General features: G+C 43.2%; 18 protein-coding genes and 1 other RNA gene. 17 read left to right on the forward strand and 2 right to left on the reverse strand.

Annotated features, from left to right (window positions below; all coding sequences use genetic code 11):
• Nucleotides 1-132 precede the first annotated feature (132 nt).
• Nucleotides 133-2,301: a penicillin-binding protein PBP1A gene (gene pbp1a / locus D8863_RS00960; protein ID WP_125440816.1), complete on the reverse strand. Its 2,169-nt coding sequence runs from the start codon at nucleotides 2,299-2,301 to the stop codon at nucleotides 133-135.
• Nucleotides 2,298-2,894, reverse strand: a complete 597-nt coding sequence (recU, locus tag D8863_RS00965; protein WP_000248756.1) for a Holliday junction resolvase RecU — start codon at nucleotides 2,892-2,894, stop codon at nucleotides 2,298-2,300. The genes pbp1a and recU overlap by 4 nt, the downstream gene beginning before the upstream one ends.
• 66 nt (nucleotides 2,895-2,960) lie before the next feature.
• Between recU and D8863_RS00970 the strand changes: the two genes are divergently transcribed.
• The 17 genes from D8863_RS00970 to tig all read left to right on the forward strand — a co-directional run bounded on the left by D8863_RS00970 (nucleotide 2,961) and on the right by tig (nucleotide 18,761).
• A complete protein-coding gene (locus D8863_RS00970) occupies nucleotides 2,961-3,488 on the forward strand; it encodes an SLOG family protein (protein ID WP_125440817.1) in 528 nt (175 codons plus the stop codon).
• A 69-nt stretch (nucleotides 3,489-3,557) separates the two neighbouring features.
• Nucleotides 3,558-3,887, forward strand: coding sequence for a cell division regulator GpsB (gene gpsB, locus D8863_RS00975; RefSeq protein WP_000146523.1), 330 nt, complete (start codon nucleotides 3,558-3,560; stop codon nucleotides 3,885-3,887).
• A gap of 20 nt (nucleotides 3,888-3,907) precedes the next feature.
• Nucleotides 3,908-4,289, forward strand: an RNA gene (gene rnpB, locus D8863_RS00980) — RNase P RNA component class B.
• An 83-nt stretch (nucleotides 4,290-4,372) separates the two neighbouring features.
• A complete protein-coding gene (locus tag D8863_RS00985) occupies nucleotides 4,373-5,530 on the forward strand; it encodes a THUMP domain-containing class I SAM-dependent RNA methyltransferase (RefSeq protein ID WP_000662906.1) in 1,158 nt (385 codons plus the stop codon).
• Between the two features lie 12 nt (nucleotides 5,531-5,542).
• Nucleotides 5,543-6,988, forward strand: coding sequence for a cell division site-positioning protein MapZ (mapZ, locus tag D8863_RS00990; protein WP_125440818.1), 1,446 nt, complete (start codon nucleotides 5,543-5,545; stop codon nucleotides 6,986-6,988).
• A gap of 75 nt (nucleotides 6,989-7,063) precedes the next feature.
• Nucleotides 7,064-8,488 carry an NADP-dependent phosphogluconate dehydrogenase gene (gnd, locus tag D8863_RS00995; protein ID WP_125440819.1) on the forward strand — a complete coding sequence of 475 codons (1,425 nt, stop codon included), beginning with the start codon at nucleotides 7,064-7,066 and terminating at the stop codon, nucleotides 8,486-8,488.
• An 11-nt stretch (nucleotides 8,489-8,499) separates the two neighbouring features.
• Nucleotides 8,500-9,189 (forward strand): response regulator transcription factor, encoded by a 690-nt coding sequence (locus D8863_RS01000; RefSeq protein ID WP_125440820.1) that lies wholly within the window; start codon nucleotides 8,500-8,502, stop codon nucleotides 9,187-9,189.
• Nucleotides 9,190-9,288: 99 nt separating this feature from the next.
• Nucleotides 9,289-10,317 (forward strand): choline-binding protein CbpF, encoded by a 1,029-nt coding sequence (gene cbpF, locus D8863_RS01005; protein WP_125440821.1) that lies wholly within the window; start codon nucleotides 9,289-9,291, stop codon nucleotides 10,315-10,317.
• A gap of 117 nt (nucleotides 10,318-10,434) precedes the next feature.
• Nucleotides 10,435-11,313: a mevalonate kinase gene (mvk, locus tag D8863_RS01010; protein WP_000163307.1), complete on the forward strand. Its 879-nt coding sequence runs from the start codon at nucleotides 10,435-10,437 to the stop codon at nucleotides 11,311-11,313.
• Nucleotides 11,295-12,248, forward strand: a complete 954-nt coding sequence (gene mvaD, locus D8863_RS01015; protein ID WP_125440822.1) for a diphosphomevalonate decarboxylase — start codon at nucleotides 11,295-11,297, stop codon at nucleotides 12,246-12,248. The genes mvk and mvaD overlap by 19 nt, the downstream gene beginning before the upstream one ends.
• The gene (locus tag D8863_RS01020; RefSeq protein WP_000562396.1) at nucleotides 12,235-13,242 is read left to right on the forward strand and encodes a phosphomevalonate kinase; all 1,008 of its coding nucleotides are present in this window, start codon (nucleotides 12,235-12,237) and stop codon (nucleotides 13,240-13,242) included. The genes mvaD and D8863_RS01020 overlap by 14 nt, the downstream gene beginning before the upstream one ends.
• Nucleotides 13,226-14,227 carry a type 2 isopentenyl-diphosphate Delta-isomerase gene (gene fni, locus D8863_RS01025; protein ID WP_125440823.1) on the forward strand — a complete coding sequence of 334 codons (1,002 nt, stop codon included), beginning with the start codon at nucleotides 13,226-13,228 and terminating at the stop codon, nucleotides 14,225-14,227. Before D8863_RS01020 ends, fni begins: the two co-directional genes overlap by 17 nt.
• Nucleotides 14,228-14,393: 166 nt before the next feature.
• A complete protein-coding gene (gene liaF, locus D8863_RS01030; RefSeq protein WP_000714488.1) occupies nucleotides 14,394-15,092 on the forward strand; it encodes a cell wall-active antibiotics response protein LiaF in 699 nt (232 codons plus the stop codon).
• Nucleotides 15,089-16,087: an envelope stress sensor histidine kinase LiaS gene (locus D8863_RS01035; RefSeq protein ID WP_061426770.1), complete on the forward strand. Its 999-nt coding sequence runs from the start codon at nucleotides 15,089-15,091 to the stop codon at nucleotides 16,085-16,087. Before liaF ends, D8863_RS01035 begins: the two co-directional genes overlap by 4 nt.
• 10 nt (nucleotides 16,088-16,097) lie before the next feature.
• Complete coding sequence (locus D8863_RS01040; RefSeq protein WP_000698404.1) at nucleotides 16,098-16,730, forward strand: response regulator transcription factor; 633 nt, start codon at nucleotides 16,098-16,100, stop codon at nucleotides 16,728-16,730.
• Nucleotides 16,731-17,387 carry a DNA alkylation repair protein gene (locus D8863_RS01045; RefSeq protein WP_125440824.1) on the forward strand — a complete coding sequence of 219 codons (657 nt, stop codon included), beginning with the start codon at nucleotides 16,731-16,733 and terminating at the stop codon, nucleotides 17,385-17,387.
• A gap of 90 nt (nucleotides 17,388-17,477) precedes the next feature.
• On the forward strand, nucleotides 17,478-18,761 hold the full coding sequence (tig, locus tag D8863_RS01050; protein ID WP_000116506.1) for a trigger factor: 1,284 nt from the start codon (nucleotides 17,478-17,480) through the stop codon (nucleotides 18,759-18,761).
• Nucleotides 18,762-18,807 lie beyond the last annotated feature (46 nt).

Consider the following 18,807-nt stretch of genomic DNA (forward strand, 5'->3'; position numbering starts at 1 on the left):
CGTTTCCTATCTTTCCCAATGAGGTTTATAGTACAGAAAAAGCCTGAGAAGATGTCTTCTCAGGCTTTTGTTAAGCAGATAGATGCAATAGTGCTATGAAAAAATCACCCAGATTTTTCTGGGTGATAAATGTTATGGTTGAGCTGGTTGAGGATTCTGATTTTGGTTCTGGTTTTGTTGACCAGGCGTTGTATTTGGTTGCTGGCTATTGGTATTATTGTTTGCACTATTATTCGTGCTTGGAGTAGATGAGCTTGACTGTGAAGTTGAACTTTCTGATGTCGAGCTCGAACTTTCAGGTGTTGGAGCCTGTTGCGGAGCAGGAGCAGTCCATGCAGAACGAGCACCGTTTTTAAAGACGAACTCACCACTTCGATAGAGGCCTTCTGGCATAGTCCAGTCGCCAGGGTTGTTATCCTCAGACAGATAAGTCATCATTGAACGGTAGACCTTAGCTGCAACATAGAAGCCATCACCAACGATAGGAGTTAGGCGGTTTGAGTAACCTGTCCATACAGCCATTGAATATTTGCGAGTATAACCAACAAACATTTCGTCTGGAGCTACATAACCAGTATTTTTGATGTAGTTTTCAATTTCATCGTCTGTATAGTTTGATGTACCAGTCTTACCAGCTTGAGGTAGCCATGGGAGATAAGCACCACGACCTGTTCCGTATGCCAAGACAGTCTTCATCATTTCTGTCATCATATAGGCGGTCGTCTCTTTCATGGCACGAGTACCAGGATCAGCGTATTCTTTTGAGCTACCATCACTAAAGACAATCTTGTTGATATACATTGGTTTATGGTAGATACCACCGTTTGCAAAAGCAGCGTAAGCAGCAGCCATTTTCTCACTACTTGCTCCGTACTTTTTATTTGACTCAGTCGTGTTACTTGAAATAGCGTTGGCATAGTGCATATCCGGATAGTCAATACCGATTCCATTTAGAAAGGTCTTGGCTCTATCCAAACCGACTTTGTTCAAGGTTTCTACGGCTGTAACGTTCCGTGATTGTTGGAGCGCATATTGGATGGTGATGTTTCCAAAGTAACTTCTATCCCAGTTGTAAACAGGGGTATCTGTTCCAGGATAGTTGTATGGAACATCATGTACAATCGAAGCAGTTGAGTCGTAGATGTCATACTCCAAGGCAGGAGCATAGTCTGTGATTGGCTTCATGGTAGAACCCCAGTCACGGTTGGTTTCAACAGCTTGGTTGATTCCGAAGGAAACATTGCTTGATTGGTGACGAGAACCTAACTGAGCAATGACTTTCCCGTTTGTCACGTCCACAATCGTTGAAGCTACTTGCATTTCATCGTCAGGATAGTTAACATACTCGTCAGTATTGTAGATATCCCAGAGATGTTGTTGAACTTTAGGATCAACGTTGGTGTAGACGTCCATACCAGTCGTTAAGAGGTTGTAGCCTGTTTCTTGTTCGACTTGATCGATTACCTCTTTGAGATAGTTGTCCATGTATGGAGGATAACTATTAGCCGATTTTAGACTTTGAAGTCCATCTGTAATCGGAGTATTAATCGCTTTTTCATATTGCTCAGCTGTAATGTAACCTTGCCCCTTCATCTCAGAGAGGACGAGATTACGACGTTCTTGAGCAGCTTCTGGATGCGAGTATGGATCATACTGGTTTGGAGCCTGAGGCATCCCGGCAAGGAGAGCCAGTTGAGGAATACTTAAATCTTTGAGATCCTTGCCATAGTAACTTTGGGCAGCTGTCTGCATTCCGTAGTTACCGTTTGACATGTAAACCTTGTTGATGTAGTAGGTCAAAATCTCTTGTTTAGTCGCTTTTTGTTCTAGCTGAACGGCTAACCAAGCTTCCTGAGCCTTACGAGAAAGGGTTTGATCAGAAGTTGACGTAGAGAAATAAGTTAACTTGATCAACTGCTGCGTCAAGGTGGAAGCTCCTTGCAGACCTCCACCACCACGAAGGTTTCGTAGGGTAGCACCTAGGATACGGATCGTGTCAATTCCTCGGTGATTAAAGAAGCGATGGTCCTCAATCGAAACAATAGCGTTGACCAAATCGGTTGGTATTTCGTTTGCTTGGGCATTGACCCGACGTTCCGATCCAAGATCAGCGATAAGTTCGTCATTGCTATCATAGATCTTACTTGACGTTGTAGCAACTAGTTTACTTTCAGAAAGTTCTGGAGCCTTGCTAACATAGTAGAGGAAGAGACCTCCACCAAGCATTACAGCTGCGATAAATACAGTTAAGAGACTGATACTGACATACTTAGCTATTCGCAGAAAAGTTTGTTTGTTCATCTTGTTTTACCACCTAGTAAATGTTCTTTGATAATGTCGAGGTAGGGAATTTGAGGAAAGGCCCCAGGCTCAATCCTATATCCATTTTCTCGAATATATCCAAGTGGCATTGACTTCTGTCCCTTATCTTGATGATAGAAACGGATGAGGTCAATAGCCGGCAATAAGTAGGTTTCTTGCTGAGAAGAAAAGTGAAGGAGTACAAAGCAGATTCCTTGCTGGGCAAGGACTTGTTCCATATGCTGGATCTGATGGAGATGAAAATTCTTCATCGGTATCGCATGTTTTTGCCTGGTTTCCTTTGCTTCAAAGTCGATGTAGTATCCATCATAAACCCCTGAATAGTCAGTAGTTGAAGCTTGTCTAAAGTAGGCTTCAACGATCTTGGCTCGACTTCGTTGGGGATAGTCAACACGTACGATTTGGATGGGAGTCGGCTTCTTGTGAATAACTGCCAACCCATGCGACAAATAGTAGTCGTTTGTAGCATTGATCATCTTTTCAAAAGACATTCCCCGATTTGCGAAATTTTTAGTTTGTGACAGGGGTGCTTGTCTCTTTTGAGATGAAATTTTATGTGGATAGTTGACCATAATTCTCCTTATTGGTACAATAACATCACTCTATTATATCATAAATTTACAAAGAAAGGGTTAAAAATGACATCAGCCTTGATTTTAGGCTATTCAGCCTTCGACCTTGGTCTCTTTAATGACAAGGATATTCGCGTTGATATTATCAAAACAGCTATTCGGAGAGACTTGGAACGTCTAGCAGAGGATGGGGTGACTTGGCTTGTCTTTACAGGGACTTTGGGCTTTGAGTACTGGGCGCTTCAGGTAGCGAAAGACATGAAAGCAGACTATGGATTTCAACTGGCGACCATTTTTGATTTTGAAACCCATGGCAGTAACTGGAATGAAGCAAATCAAGCGAAATTGAGTGAGTTCAAGCAGGTTGATTTTGTCAAATATGCCTATCCACAATATGAGCACAAGGTACAATTACGCGATTATCAAAAATTTCTGCTGGAAAATACAGATACTTGCTACCTTTTTTACGACGAAGAAAACGAAACCAAGTTACGATATTTTTACCAAATGATGAAAAATCAAGCGGACTATGTTACAAGAAGATTAACATTTGAGGACTTGAATGAAATAGTAGAAAATTTTTCTGAAAAGTAAGCCTTTGACCTTGATTTTTACTTGTCTTTTTTTATATAATAATACTAGTAACCCAGAATGGAGAGAGACATGGCAAGTATTATATTTTCAGCGAAAGATATTTTTGAACAAGAATTTGGACGTGAAGTACGTGGATACAGCAAAGCAGAGGTAGACGAATTCCTAGACGATGTGATTAAGGATTATGAAACCTACGCAGCTTTGGTCAAATCCCTTCGTCAAGAGATTGCTGATTTGAAAGAAGAATTATCTCATAAACCACAGGTAGCGCCAACTCAACCAGACTCTATTGAAGTAACAGCTTCTACTTCAATGACAAACTTTGATATTTTGAAACGCTTAAATCGTCTCGAAAAAGAAGTATTTGGTAAGCAAATCTTAGACAACCAAGATTTATAATTGACTAAGGAATGAGTGCAATTTTTGGATAATCGCGTGAAGAGGTTCTCTTTTCATGAGGAAAGTCCATGCTAGCACAGGCTGTGATGCCTGTAGTGTTTGTGCTAGGCGAATCCATAAGCCTAGGGACGAGAAATCGTTACGGCAGTCGAAATGGCTAAGTCTTCGGATAGGTCAAAATAGGCTTGAAAGTGCCACAGTGACGGAGTCTTTCTGGAAACAGAGAGAGTGGAACGCGGTAAACCCCTCAAGCTAGCAACCCAAATTTTGGTCGGGGCATGGAGTGCACGGAAACGAACGTAGTACTCTGACTGCTAGCAGATTTATGCTGTTAGCGGTAGACAGATGATTATCGAAGGAAGTGGTCCTAGTCACTTCTGGAACAAAACATGGCTTATAGAAAATTGCATATAGGTTGGGGCTGAGAAATCTTTCTCAACCTCATTTTTTAAAGTGAATAAGAGAAAGGTCTTGCAAGACTAGAAATGAAAGAACAATTTAATTTAATCGCAACTGCTGCGGCGGGGCTTGAGGCTGTCGTTGGACGTGAGGTGCGAGACCTTGGTTATGATTGCCAGGTTGAAAATGGGCGTGTCCGCTTCCAAGGAGATGTGAAGGCAATCATTGAGACCAATCTTTGGCTTCGTGCAGCGGATCGCATCAAGATTGTAGTCGGAAGTTTTCCAGCTAAGACTTTTGAAGAGCTTTTTCAAGGCGTTTTTGCTCTAGATTGGGAAAACTATCTCCCGCTAGGAGCACGTTTCCCGATATCAAAGGCAAAATGTGTGAAGTCTAAACTCCACAACGAGCCTAGTGTTCAGGCTATTTCCAAGAAGGCTGTTGTGAAGAAATTACAAAAACACTATGCCCGTCCAGAAGGAGTTCCCTTGATGGAAACTGGTCCCGAGTTTAAGATTGAGGTATCTATCCTGAAAGATGTGGCAACGGTCATGATTGACACGACAGGTTCCAGTCTCTTTAAACGTGGTTATCGTACGGAAAAGGGTGGAGCACCCATCAAGGAAAATATGGCAGCGGCCATTTTACAACTCTCTAACTGGTATCCAGACAAGCCCTTGATTGATCCGACCTGTGGTTCAGGAACTTTCTGTATCGAGGCGGCTATGATTGCTAGAAAGATGGCGCCAGGACTTCGACGTTCCTTTGCTTTTGAGGAATGGAACTGGGTCAGCGATCGGTTAATCCAAGAAGTTCGCACAGAGGCGGCTAAGAAAATTGATCGTGAACTTGAGTTGGACATTATGGGCTGTGATATAGATGCTCGCATGGTGGAAATTGCCAAGGCAAATGCTCAAGTAGCAGGTGTCGCAGGTGATATCACCTTTAAGCAAATGCGGGTACAGGACTTGCGCACTGACAAGATTAATGGCGTTATCATTTCCAATCCACCATATGGGGAACGTTTGTCTGATGATGCAGGAGTTACCAAGCTCTATGCTGAGATGGGACAAGTCTTTGCACCACTGAAAACGTGGAGTAAGTTTATCCTGACGAGTGACGAAGCTTTTGAAAGCAAGTACGGAAGTCCAGCTGATAAAAAACGAAAACTCTATAACGGGACCTTAAAAGTGGATTTGTATCAATACTTTGGTCAGCGTGTCAAACGCCAAGAGGTAAAATAGAAAGGTGAACTCATGAGTAAGAAAAGACGTGATCGTCATAAAAAAGGACATCAAGAACCACAATTCGACTTTGACGAAGCAAAAGACTTGACTGTTGGTCAAGTCATTCGTAAGAATGAAGAGGTCGAAGCAGGAGTATTGCCTGAGGACAGTATCTTAGACAAATACATCAAACAGCACCGTGAAGAAATCGAAGCCGACAAGTTTGAAACTCGTCAGTTTAAAAAAGAAGAGCTAGCTTCTACTCAAAACATAGAGGAAATGATCCAAGAAGTTCGTGAATCAAGTGAATCTTCTGAACAGGTAGACGATTCAGACGTGGTTGCTGAAGAATCTATTGAAGAGATAGATAATGATGAGACTACTCAGTTTGTTCCACCACTTCAAGATGAAGAAAATGCTGAAATAGAGCCTCTCGTTTTAACAGAAACAGAGCCCAAGCAAATAAATGAGGAACAAGAAGAGGAGACCTATACACCTCTATCACGTTCGGCTCAAACAGAACCTGAAACAGGCTCTAAGAAGAAAGGTGTCATCATCATTGCTTCTGTAGTAGCTGTAATCCTTGTGCTTGCTGGAACATATTATGTCTACCGCCAAGTATCTCGTTCAAACCAAGAAATCCAGTCTTCTCAAGCAGCCTCTTCGGATGATCAAGGGACACAAACAGCTTTGAAAGACTTCAATGATTTCTATGATACTTTCTATACAGATGCTAATAAGACTGCTCTGAAAAACAGCCAGTTTGATAAATTGAGCCAACTGAAAACCTTGCTAGATAAGTTAGAAGGTAGCCGTGATTATACACTAGCTAAGTCAAGATATGATAGTCTAGCAACTCAAATCAAGGCCATTCAAGATGTTAATGCCCTCTTTGAAAGCCCAGCAATCACTGACGGTGTCTTGGATACCAATGCGAAAGCCAAAGCGGATGCTAAATTTACAGAAATTAAGACAGGGAACACAGAACTAGACAAGCTCTTGGATAAGGCCATTAGTCTTGGTAAGAGCCAACAAACCAGTGCTTCTAACTCAAGTTCGAGCTCTAGCACGAGTCAAGCAAGCTCAAGTTCAGCTACAGAAAGCAATGCGAGCAGTACTACACCTTCAACTAGCACTACGGCACCAGCTAGAGACACAAATGGTGGTTTGTCTGGCGATGGGGTTAATCTTCAAAGAAGTGCTAGTCGTGTACCCTACAACCAATCAGCTGTAGACGATAGCAACAACCCTGCTTGGACGTTTGCGGATGGTGTATTGGAACAAGTCCTAGCAACATCACGTGCTCGTGGCTATATCACTGGGAATCAATATATCCTAGAACGTGTCAATATCGTAAACGGAAATGGTTATTACAACCTCTATAAACCAGATGGAACCTATCTCTTCACCCTCAACTGTAAGACGGGTTACTTTGTAGGGAATGGTTCTGGTCATGCGGATGACTTGGACTACTAGGACTCCGTTACAAAATTCTTTCCTTTCATAGGTAAAAATGATAAAATAAAACATATTAAACAAGAGGAGTGTCACATGACAAAAGCTAACTTTGGTGTCGTTGGTATGGCCGTAATGGGTCGTAACCTTGCCCTAAATATCGAATCTCGTGGTTATACAGTTGCCATTTACAACCGTAGTAAAGAAAAAACAGAAGATGTCATTGCTTGCCATCCTGAAAAGAACTTTGTGCCAAGCTATGACGTGGAAAGCTTTGTAAACTCAATCGAAAAACCTCGTCGTATCATGCTCATGGTTCAAGCAGGACCTGGTACAGATGCTACAATCCAAGCTCTTCTTCCCCACCTTGACAAGGGAGATATCTTGATTGACGGAGGAAACACTTTCTACAAAGATACTATCCGTCGTAATGAAGAACTAGCAAACTCAGGTATCAACTTTATCGGTACTGGAGTTTCTGGTGGTGAAAAAGGTGCCCTTGAAGGGCCTTCTATCATGCCTGGTGGACAAAAAGAAGCCTACGAATTGGTTGCGGATGTTCTCGAAGAAATCTCAGCTAAAGCACCAGAAGATGGCAAACCATGTGTGACTTACATCGGTCCTGATGGAGCTGGTCACTATGTGAAAATGGTCCACAACGGTATCGAGTATGGTGACATGCAATTGATCGCAGAAAGCTATGACCTCATGCAACACTTGCTCGGTCTTTCTGCAGAAGATATGGCTGAAATCTTTACTGAGTGGAACAAGGGTGAATTGGATAGCTACTTGATTGAAATCACAGCTGATATTCTTGGACGCAAAGACGATGAAGGTCAAGATGGACCAATCGTTGACTACATCCTTGATGCTGCAGGCAACAAAGGAACTGGTAAATGGACTAGCCAATCAGCACTTGACCTTGGTGTGCCATTGTCACTCATCACTGAGTCAGTATTTGCCCGCTATATCTCTACATACAAAGAAGAGCGTGTACATGCTAGCAAGGTCCTTCCAAAACCAGCTGCCTTCAAATTTGAAGGTGACAAGGCTGAGTTGATTGAAAAAATCCGTCAAGCTCTTTACTTCTCAAAAATCATTTCATACGCACAAGGTTTCGCCCAATTGCGTGTAGCTTCTAAAGAAAACAACTGGAACTTGCCGTTTGCAGATATCGCATCTATCTGGCGCGATGGCTGTATCATCCGTTCACGTTTCTTGCAAAAGATCACAGATGCCTACAACCGCGATGCTGATCTTGCAAACCTTCTCTTGGATGAGTACTTCTTGGATGTTACTGCTAAGTACCAACAAGCAGTGCGTGATATCGTAGCTCTTGCTGTTCAAGCTGGTGTACCAGTACCAACTTTCTCAGCAGCTATTACTTACTTTGATAGTTACCGTTCAGCTGACCTTCCAGCTAACTTGATCCAAGCACAACGTGACTACTTCGGTGCTCACACTTACCAACGTAAAGACAAAGAAGGAATCTTCCACTACTCTTGGTATGACGAAAAATAAGTAGGTCTGCCATGGGGAAACGGATTTTATTACTTGAGAAAGAACGAAATTTAGCTCATTTTCTAAGTCTGGAACTCCAAAAAGAGCAATACCGTGTTGATCTGGTCGAGGAGGGGCAAAAAGCCCTCTCCATGGCTCTCCAGACAGATTATGACTTGATTTTACTGAATGCTCGTCTGGGGGATATGACGGCCCAGGATTTTGCAGAGAGGCTGAGTCGAACAAAACCAGCCTCAGTGATCATGGTCTTGGACCATCGCGAAGAATTGCAAGACCAGATTGATACAATCCAGCGCTTCGCCGTTTCTTACATCTATAAGCCAGTGATTATTGATCAGCTGGTGGCTCGTATTTCAGCGATTTTCCGAGGTCGGGACTTTATCGACCAACACTGTAGTCAGATGAAGGTCCCAACGTCTTACCGCAATTTGCGTATGGATGTAGAACATCATACCGTTTATCGTGGCGAGGAGATGATTGCTCTAACGCGCCGTGAGTATGACCTTTTGGCCACTCTCATGGGAAGCAAGAAGGTCTTGACTCGTGAGCAGTTGTTGGAAAGTGTCTGGAAGTACGAAAGTGCGACAGAAACCAATATCGTGGATGTTTATATCCGTTATCTACGTAGCAAGCTTGATGTAAAAGGTCAAAAAAGCTACATTAAAACCGTGCGTGGTGTTGGTTACACCATGCAAGAATAGAAAAGCAGTTGCAGTTTTGTAACTGCTTTTTTTGAGAAGTTTCTATATATTGACATACAATAAAGTCTTTGCTACAATCAGTCATGGAGGAAAGATCTAATGAAAAGATTTAAAATAATGATGCAAGTTGGACTCGCAGTCTTTTTCTTTGCTTTGCTAGCGACAAGCACCGTATTGGCGGATGATGCTGATTCAGAAGGCTGGCAATTTGTCCAAGAAAATGGTAGAACCTACTATAAAAAGGGGGAACTCAAAGAAACCTACTGGCGAGTGATTGATGGGAAGTACTATTATTTTGATCCTTTATCTGGAGAGATGGTTGTCGGCTGGCAATATATACCTGCTCCACACAAAGGGGTTACGATTGGTTCTTCTCTAAGGCAAGATATTGCTTTTAGACCAGATTGGTTTTACTTTGGTCAAGATGGGGTACTACAAGAATTTGTTGGCAAGCAAGTTTTAGAGGCAAAAACTGCTACAAATACCAACAAACATTATGGGGAACAATATGATAGTCCAGCAGAGAAACGAGTCTATTATTTTGAAGACCAACGAAGTTATCACACCTTAAAAACTGGTTGGATTTCTGACGAAGGGCATTGGTATTATTTACAGGAGGATGGTGGCTTTGATTCTCGCATCAACAGATTGACTGTTGGGGAGCTAGCACGTGGTTGGGTCAAAGATTATCCTCTAACCTATGATGAAGAGATGCTAAAAGCGGATCCATGGTACTACCTAGACCCAGAAACTGGTATTATGCAAACTGGTTGGAAACAACTTGGCAATAAGTGGTACTACCTCCGTTCGTCAGGTGCAATGGCAACTGGCTGGTATCAAGAAGGCTCCACTTGGTATTATTTAGATGAACCAAATGGTGATATGAAAACGGGCTGGCAATACCTTGGGAACAAGTGGTACTATCTCCGTTCATCAGGATCTATGGCGACTGGCTGGTATCAGGAAGGTTCGACTTGGTATTATCTAAATGCAAGTAATGGCGATATGAAGACAGGCTGGTTCCAGGTTAATGGTAACTGGTACTATGCTTACAGCTCAGGTGCTTTGGCAGTGAATACGGCCGTAGATGGTTATTTTGTCAACTATAATGGCGAATGGGTCCAATAATGAAAGAGGCGATTGTGAAGGAAACAATCGCTTTTTTTGTGAAAATATAATAAAATAGATAGGAGAAAATACTACTGTATGAAATGAGACGGTCTTTTCGTCTGGTTGAAGGAAAACATGACAAAAAAAGTTGGTGTCGGTCAGGCACATAGTAAGATTATTTTAATAGGAGAGCACGCTGTCGTATACGGCTATCCTGCCATTTCCCTACCTCTTTTGGAGGTGGAGGTGACATGTAAGGTGGTCCCTGCTGAAAGCCCGTGGCGTCTTTATGAGGAGGATACCTTGTCCATGGCAGTGTATGCCTCGCTGGAGTATTTGGATATCAAAGAAGCTTGCATTCGATGTGTGATTGACTCGGCTATCCCTGAAAAACGGGGAATGGGTTCGTCAGCGGCTATCAGCATAGCGGCCATACGTGCGGTATTTGACTACTATCAAGCCGATCTGCCTCATGATGTACTAGAAATTTTGGTCAATCGGGCTGAGATGATTGCCCATATGAATCCAAGCGGTTTGGATGCTAAGACCTGTCTCAGTGACCAGCCCATTCGCTTTATCAAGAATGTTGGTTTTACAGAACTTGAGATGAATCTATCTGCCTATTTGGTGATTGCTGATACGGGCGTGTATGGTCACACTCGTGAAGCTATCCAAGTGGTTCAAAGCAAGGGCAAGGATGCCCTACCGTTTTTGCATGCCTTGGGAGAATTGACCCAGCAAGCAGAAGATGCGATTAGAAGAAAAGATGCTGAGGGACTGGGACAAATCCTCAGTCAAGCGCATTTACATTTAAAAGAAATTGGTGTCAGTAGCCCTGAGGCAGACTCCCTCGTTGAAACGGCTCTTAGCCATGGTGCTCTAGGTGCCAAGATGAGTGGTGGTGGACTTGGGGGCTGTATTATCACCTTGGTAGCCAATCTGGACCAAGCGCAAGAACTAGCAAAACGATTAGAAGAGAAAGGAGCTGTTCAGACATGGATCGAAAGCCTGTAACAGTACGTTCCTACGCAAATATTGCCATTATCAAATATTGGGGAAAGAAAAAAGAAAAAGAGATGGTTCCTGCTACTAGTAGCATCTCTCTGACTTTGGAAAACATGTATACAGAGACGACCTTGTCGCCTCTACCGACGGATGCGACTGCTGATGCATTTTATATTAATGGTCAGCTTCAGAGTGAGGCCGAGCATGCCAAGATGAGCAAAATCATTGACCGCTACCGTCCGGCTGGAGAAGGTTTTGTCCGTATCGATACCCAAAACAACATGCCTACCGCGGCTGGCTTGTCATCCAGTTCTAGCGGTTTGTCCGCCTTGGTCAAGGCTTGCAATGCTTATTTCCAGCTTGGTTTGGATCGGAGTCAGTTGGCGCAGGAGGCTAAGTTTGCCTCGGGTTCTTCCTCTCGTAGTTTTTATGGACCACTCGGTGCTTGGGACAAGGATAGTGGGGAAATCTACCCTGTAGAGACAGACTTGAAACTAGCTATGATTATGTTGGTGCTGGAGGACAAGAAAAAACCAATTTCTAGCCGTGATGGGATGAAACTCTGTGTGGAAACCTCGACGACCTTTGATGACTGGGTGCGTCAGTCTGAAAAAGATTATCAGGAGATGCTGGTTTATCTCAAAGAGAATGACTTTGCCAAGGTTGGGGAATTAACGGAGAAAAATGCCCTAGCCATGCACGCTACGACCAAGACTGCTAGTCCAGCCTTTTCTTATCTAACGGATGCTTCCTATGAAGCCATGGACTTTGTTCGCCAGCTTCGTGAGCAAGGGGAAGCCTGCTACTTTACCATGGATGCCGGTCCCAATGTCAAGGTTCTCTGTCAGGAGAAAGACTTGGAGCATTTATCAGAAATTTTCGGTCAACGTTACCGCTTGATTGTGTCAAAAACAAAGGATTTGAGTCAAGATGATTGCTGTTAAAACGTGCGGAAAACTCTATTGGGCAGGTGAATATGCTATTTTAGAGCCAGGACAGTTAGCCTTGATAAAGGCCATCCCCATCTATATGAAGGCTGAGATTGTGTTTTCTGAGAACTATCGTATCTACTCAGACATGTTTGATTTCGCAGTGGACTTGACGCCAAATCCTGACTACGGCTTGATTCAGGAAACGATTGCTTTGGTGGGAGACTTCCTTGCTGTTCGTGGTCAGACTTTGCGACCTTTTTCCCTGGAAATTCGTGGAAAAATGGAACGGGAAGGCAAAAAGTTTGGTCTAGGTTCTAGTGGTAGCGTCGTTGTCTTGGTGATAAAGGCCCTGCTGGCTCTGTATAATCTTTCGATTGATCAGGAACTCTTGTTCAAGCTGGCTAGCGCGGTCTTGCTCAAGCGAGGCGATAATGGCTCCATGGGAGACCTTGCCTGTATCGTTGCAGAGGATTTGGTTCTCTACCAATCTTTTGATCGAAAGAAGGTAGCTACTTGGTTGCAAGAAGAAAACTTGGCAACAGTTTTGGAGCGTGATTGGGGCTTTTCTATCTCACAAGTAAAACCAGGTCTAGAATGTGATTTCCTAGTGGGATGGACCAAGGAAGTGGCTGTATCGAGTCAAATGGTTCAGCAAATCAAGCAAAATATCAATCAGAATTTTTTAACTTCTTCAAAAGCAACGGTGGCTGCTTTGGTAGAAGCCTTGGAGCAGGGGAATGCAGAAAACATCATCGAGCAGCTGGAAACAGCCAGTCAGCTCTTAGAAGGCTTGAGCCCAGATATTTACACGCCTTCACTGAGACAGTTGAAAGAAGCCAGTCAAGATTTGCAGGCTGTTGCCAAGAGTAGCGGTGCTGGTGGTGGTGACTGTGGCATTGCCTTGAGTTTTGATGTGCAATCAACCGAAACCTTAAAAAATCGTTGGGCCGATCTGGGGATTGAGCTCTTATACCAAGAAAGGATAGGACATGACGACAAATCGTAAGGATGAGCATATCCGCTATGCCCTTGAGCAGAAAAGTTCCTATAATAGCTTTGATGAGGTGGAGTTGATTCATTTTTCCCTGCCCCTTTACGACCTAGATGAGATTGATCTTTCGACAGAATTTGCAGGTCACAAGTGGGACTTTCCTTTTTATATCAATGCCATGACGGGTGGGAGCGATAAGGGGAGAGAAATCAATCAAAAGCTGGCTCAGGTGGCAGAAGCCTGTGGGATTTTGTTTGTAACGGGATCTTATAGCGCAGCCCTCAAAGATCCAACAGATAATTCTTTTTCTGTCAAATCTAGCCATCCAAATCTCCTCCTTGGAACCAATATTGGATTGGACAAGCCTGTTGAGTTAGGACTTCAGACTGTAGAAGAGATGAATCCTCTTCTCCTGCAAGTGCACGTCAATGTTATGCAGGAATTACTCATGCCCGAGGGAGAACGAAAGTTCAGAAGCTGGCAATCGCATCTAGCAGATTATAGCAAGCAGATCCCTGTTCCTATCGTTTTAAAGGAAGTCGGTTTTGGCATGGATGCCAAGACCATCGAAAGAGCCTATGAACTGGGTGTTCGAACGGTTGACCTGTCGGGTCGTGGTGGGACTAGCTTTGCCTACATTGAAAACCGTCGCAGTGGGCAACGCGACTACCTCAATCAATGGGGGCAGTCTACTATGCAAGCCCTTCTTAATGCCCAAGACTGGAAAGATAAGGTTGAACTTTTGGTCAGCGGAGGCGTTCGGAACCCACTTGATATGATTAAGTGCTTGGTCTTTGGAGCCAAGGCTGTGGGATTGTCACGAACCGTTCTGGAATTGGTTGAAACCTACTCGATCGAGGAAGTGATTAGCATCATCCAAGGCTGGAAAGCAGATTTACGCTTGATTATGTGTGCCCTTAATTGTGCCACCATAGCGGATCTGCAAAAAGTTGACTACATTCTTTATGGCAAACTAAAAGAAGCAAAAGATCAGATGTAGAGAGGTCGGGACAAGAATCCCGCCCTTTTTTGTAGCCTTTTGTCAACTGTGGTGAGTTGATGAAACCTAGCTTGTAGGAGCGATTTCTGTCCTATCTCCTTTTTCCATCCTCAGACCGAGGTGACTTTTTTGAATTGTGATAAAATAGAAGGGAGAGGATGCGTCTATGAAAAAATTTCAAATCTTTTTATTTATTGAAGCCTGTCTGTTGACGGGAGCTCTGATTTTGATGGTATCAGAGCATTTTTCGCGTTTTCTGCTGATTCTATTCCTCTTTTTGCTCTTGCTGCGCTATTATACAGGCAAGGAAGGCAACAACGTCTTCCTCCTTGTAGCGACTATTCTTTTCTTTTTCATCGTCATGCTCAATCCCTTTGTGATTTTAGCGATCTTTGTGGCGGTCATATACAGCCTCTTTCTTCTCTATCCAATGATGAATCAAGAAAGAGAGGAGACGGATTTGGTCTTTGAAGAAGTGGTGACGGTTAAAAATGAACGCAATCCTTGGTTTGGTAATCTCCATCATTTCTCTAGCCATCAGACCTGCCAGTTTGACGATATCAACCTCTTTCGTCTCATGGGCAAGGACACCATTCATTTGGAAAGAGTTATTCTAACTAATCATGACAATGTCATTATCCTTAGAAAGATGGTCGGAACGACTAGAATTATAGTACCTGTAGATGTGGAAATCAGCCTCAGTGTCAACTGCCTCTATGGAGATCTTACCTTCCTTCATCAACCTAAGAAATCCCTTCGCAATGAACACTATCATCAGGAAACCAGGGACTATCTAAAGAGTAACAAGAGCGTCAAGATTTTCCTAACTACTATGGTTGGCGATGTGGAGGTGGTCAGAGGATGAAAAAGCAATCTTATCTGTTAATCGGCCTGACTTCTTTCCTCTTTATCCTCTTTTTGACCAATAGTCTACTTGATATTCTCAATCTTGATTGGTCCTATTCACTACAAGATATTGAGAAGGCAGAAAAACTCATCTTCTTGATTTTGGTCTTTAGCCTTTCCATGACCTTCTTTTTTGTCCTCTTTTGGCGGGTGATGGAAGAAATTTCTCGCAGAAAAATGCAGGTCAATCTCAAACGCTTGTTAGCAGGAAAAGAGGTCGTTTCTTTTGCAGATCCAGACTTGGACGCCAGTTTTAAGTCCTTGTCTGGCAAGCTCAACCTCTTGACAGAGGCTGTTCAAAAGGCTGAAAATCAAAGCCTGGTCAAGGAAGAAGCAATCATCGAGAAAGAACGGAAGCGGATAGCACGTGACTTACATGATACAGTTAGTCAGGAGTTGTTTGCAGCCCATATGATTTTATCAGGTGTCAGTCAGCAGGCTTTGAAGCTGGATAGAGAAAAGATGCAGACCCAGTTGCAAAGTGTCGCGGCCATCCTAGAGACAGCCCAGAAAGATTTGCGGGTCTTGCTCCTACATTTGCGACCTGTTGAGTTGGAAGAGAAGAGTTTGATTGAGGGGATTCAAATCCTCTTAAAAGAGCTTGAGGACAAGAGTGATCTCAAGGTTAGTCTCAAGCAAAATGTGTCTAAATTACCTAAGAAAATCGAGGAGCACATATTCCGTATTTTGCAGGAGTTGATCAGCAATACCCTCCGTCATGCCCAGGCATCTTGTTTAGATGTCTATCTCTATCAGACAGATGTTGAATTGCAGCTGAAGGTGGTGGACAATGGGATTGGTTTCCAGTTAGGGAGTTTAGATGACTTGAGTTATGGACTGCGAAATATCAAGGAGCGGGTCGAAGATATGGCAGGAACGGTTCAACTCTTGACAGCTCCAAAGCAAGGGCTGGCGGTTGATATCCGTATTCCCCTGCTAGACAAGGAATCATAAAGGAGTAGAGATGAAAATTTTACTGGTAGATGACCATGAAATGGTCCGATTGGGTTTGAAAAGCTACTTTGACCTCCAAGACGATGTAGAAGTTGTGGGCGAGGCGGCCAATGGGGCTCAAGGTATTGACTTGGCCTTGGAACTGCGTCCAGATGTCATTGTCATGGATATCGTCATGCCTGAGATGAATGGGATTGATGCAACCTTGGCCATCCTCAAAGAATGGCCTGAAGCCAAGATATTAATTGTCACCTCTTACTTGGACAATGAAAAAATCATGCCAGTCTTGAATGCTGGTGCCAAAGGCTATATGCTTAAGACTTCAAGTGCAGATGAATTGCTCCATGCTGTTCGTAAGGTGGCTGCTGGCGAGCTGGCCATTGAACAAGAGGTCAGCAAGAAGGTCGAATACCACCGCAATCATATGGAACTTCATGAGGAGCTGACTGCGCGTGAGCGAGACGTACTTCAACTCATTGCCAAGGGCTACGAAAATCAACGCATTGCAGATGAACTCTTTATCTCTCTCAAGACGGTCAAGACCCATGTGTCCAACATCCTAGCCAAGCTTGAGGTCAGCGATCGCACTCAGGCGGCGGTCTATGCCTTTCAGCACCACTTGGTTGGGCAGGAGGACTTTTAGATGAGTCTTGTAGATTTACTTGAGGAGTTAGAAGCAGCAAAAGATCCGAAAAAGGCAGGCCTCATGGAAGCCTATATGCGCCATCAATTTCCCTTTTTAGGGATTGCAGGTCCTGAAAGAAACGCCCTCTATAAAAAGTATTTTCCAGAAGCGAAAAAAACAAAGCTCATCGATTGGGATTTTGTAGACACTTGCTGGGGAAAGGATGCTAGAGAATACCAATATGTAGCTGCCAACTATTTGAAAGCTATGCAGTCTTATCTAACGAAGGATGATTTGCCTGAGCTTGAGCGCCTGGTCGTGACCAAGTCCTGGTGGGATACGGTAGATATCCTAGATCGAGTAGTAGGAAGTTTGGTAGCTAACCATCCGGAACTTGAAGAAGTGCTTTTAAAATGGAGCCTCTCAGACAATATCTGGTTGAGACGTGTGGCTATTGATCACCAGTTGTTAAGGAAAGAGAAAACAAATGTCCAACTGATGGAAAAGATTCTGATCAACAATCTGGACCAGACAGAATTTTTTATCAACAAAGCCATCGGCTGGGCTCTAAGAGACTACTCTAAAACCAATCCCGAATGGGTAGCACGTTTTATTGAAAAAAATAAGATGAGAATGGCTGAACTTAGTATTAAGGAAGCGAGCAAGTACCTCTAGCACTATTGAAAAGCGCATTCATTACTTGAAAAAAGTCGCTATTATATGGTATAATGGACTGTATTAAAAATTTTAAGGAGAAATGACAGAATGTCTGTATCATTTGAAAACAAAGAAACAAACCGTGGTGTCTTGACTTTCACAATCTCTCAAGACCAAATCAAACCAGAATTGGACCGTGTATTTAACTCAGTAAAGAAAACTCTTAATGTTCCTGGTTTCCGTAAAGGTCACCTTCCACGCCCTATCTTCGACCAAAAATTTGGTGAAGAAGCTCTTTATCAAGATGCAATGAACGCACTTTTGCCAAATGCTTATGAAGCTGCGGTAAAAGAAGCTGGTCTTGAAGTCGTTGCGCAACCAAAAATTGACGTAACTTCAATGGAAAAAGGTCAAGACTGGGTTATCACAGCTGAAGTCGTGACAAAACCTGAAGTAAAATTGGGTGACTACAAAAACCTTGAAGTATCAGTGGATGTAGAAAAAGAAGTGACAGACGCTGACGTTGAAGAACGTATCGAACGCGAACGCAACAACTTGGCTGAATTGGTTATCAAAGAAGGCGCTGCTGAAAATGGCGACACTGTTGTGATTGACTTCGTTGGTTCTATCGACGGTGTTGAATTTGACGGTGGAAAAGGTGAAAACTTCTCACTTGGACTTGGATCAGGTCAATTCATCCCTGGTTTCGAAGACCAATTGGTTGGACACTCAGCTGGCGAAACTGTTGATGTTGTTGTAACATTCCCAGAAGACTACCAAGCAGAAGACCTTGCAGGTAAAGAAGCTAAATTCGTAACAACTATTCACGAAGTAAAAGCAAAAGAAGTTCCAGCTCTTGATGATGAACTTGCAAAAGACATCGACGAAGAAGTGGAAACTCTTGACGAATTGAAAGAAAAATACCGCAAAGAATTGACTGCTGCGAAAGAAGAAGCATACAAAGATGCCGTTGAAGGCGCAGCAATCGATAAAGCTGTAGAAAACGCTGAAATCGTAGAACTTCCAGAAGAAATGATCCACGAAGAAGTTCACCGTTCAGTAAATGAATTCCTTGGAAACTTGCAACGCCAAGGGATCAACCCTGACATGTACTTCCAAATCACTGGAACTACTCAAGAAGACCTTCACAAACAATACGAAGCAGAAGCTGAGTCACGTACGAAGACTAACCTTGTTATCGAAGCAGTTGCCAAGGCTGAAGGATTTGACGCTTCAGAAGAAGAAATCCAAAAAGAAATCGAGCAATTGGCTGCAGATTACAACATGGAAGTGGCCCAAGTTCAAAACTTGCTTTCAGCTGACATGTTGAAACACGATATCACTATCAAAAAAGCTGTTGAATTGATCACAAGCACTGCAACAGTAAAATAATCTTAAAAGAGAAAAAGCCCACCTGACTAGGTGGGTTTTCTGCTGC

The sequence above is a fragment of the Streptococcus oralis genome (assembly GCF_003943825.1).
Taxonomy (GTDB): Bacteria; Bacillota; Bacilli; order Lactobacillales; family Streptococcaceae; genus Streptococcus; species Streptococcus oralis_CD.

Coding starts and splice junctions, on each gene's coding strand:
- pbp1a (WP_125440816.1), bottom strand. CDS start 2,301: ATGAACAAACAAACTTTTCTGCGAATAGCTAAGTATGTCAGTATCAGT.
- recU (WP_000248756.1), bottom strand. CDS start 2,894: ATGGTCAACTATCCACATAAAATTTCATCTCAAAAGAGACAAGCACCC.
- D8863_RS00970 (WP_125440817.1), top strand. CDS start 2,961: ATGACATCAGCCTTGATTTTAGGCTATTCAGCCTTCGACCTTGGTCTC.
- gpsB (WP_000146523.1), top strand. CDS start 3,558: ATGGCAAGTATTATATTTTCAGCGAAAGATATTTTTGAACAAGAATTT.
- D8863_RS00985 (WP_000662906.1), top strand. CDS start 4,373: ATGAAAGAACAATTTAATTTAATCGCAACTGCTGCGGCGGGGCTTGAG.
- mapZ (WP_125440818.1), top strand. CDS start 5,543: ATGAGTAAGAAAAGACGTGATCGTCATAAAAAAGGACATCAAGAACCA.
- gnd (WP_125440819.1), top strand. CDS start 7,064: ATGACAAAAGCTAACTTTGGTGTCGTTGGTATGGCCGTAATGGGTCGT.
- D8863_RS01000 (WP_125440820.1), top strand. CDS start 8,500: ATGGGGAAACGGATTTTATTACTTGAGAAAGAACGAAATTTAGCTCAT.
- cbpF (WP_125440821.1), top strand. CDS start 9,289: ATGAAAAGATTTAAAATAATGATGCAAGTTGGACTCGCAGTCTTTTTC.
- mvk (WP_000163307.1), top strand. CDS start 10,435: ATGACAAAAAAAGTTGGTGTCGGTCAGGCACATAGTAAGATTATTTTA.
- mvaD (WP_125440822.1), top strand. CDS start 11,295: ATGGATCGAAAGCCTGTAACAGTACGTTCCTACGCAAATATTGCCATT.
- D8863_RS01020 (WP_000562396.1), top strand. CDS start 12,235: ATGATTGCTGTTAAAACGTGCGGAAAACTCTATTGGGCAGGTGAATAT.
- fni (WP_125440823.1), top strand. CDS start 13,226: ATGACGACAAATCGTAAGGATGAGCATATCCGCTATGCCCTTGAGCAG.
- liaF (WP_000714488.1), top strand. CDS start 14,394: ATGAAAAAATTTCAAATCTTTTTATTTATTGAAGCCTGTCTGTTGACG.
- D8863_RS01035 (WP_061426770.1), top strand. CDS start 15,089: ATGAAAAAGCAATCTTATCTGTTAATCGGCCTGACTTCTTTCCTCTTT.
- D8863_RS01040 (WP_000698404.1), top strand. CDS start 16,098: ATGAAAATTTTACTGGTAGATGACCATGAAATGGTCCGATTGGGTTTG.
- D8863_RS01045 (WP_125440824.1), top strand. CDS start 16,731: ATGAGTCTTGTAGATTTACTTGAGGAGTTAGAAGCAGCAAAAGATCCG.
- tig (WP_000116506.1), top strand. CDS start 17,478: ATGTCTGTATCATTTGAAAACAAAGAAACAAACCGTGGTGTCTTGACT.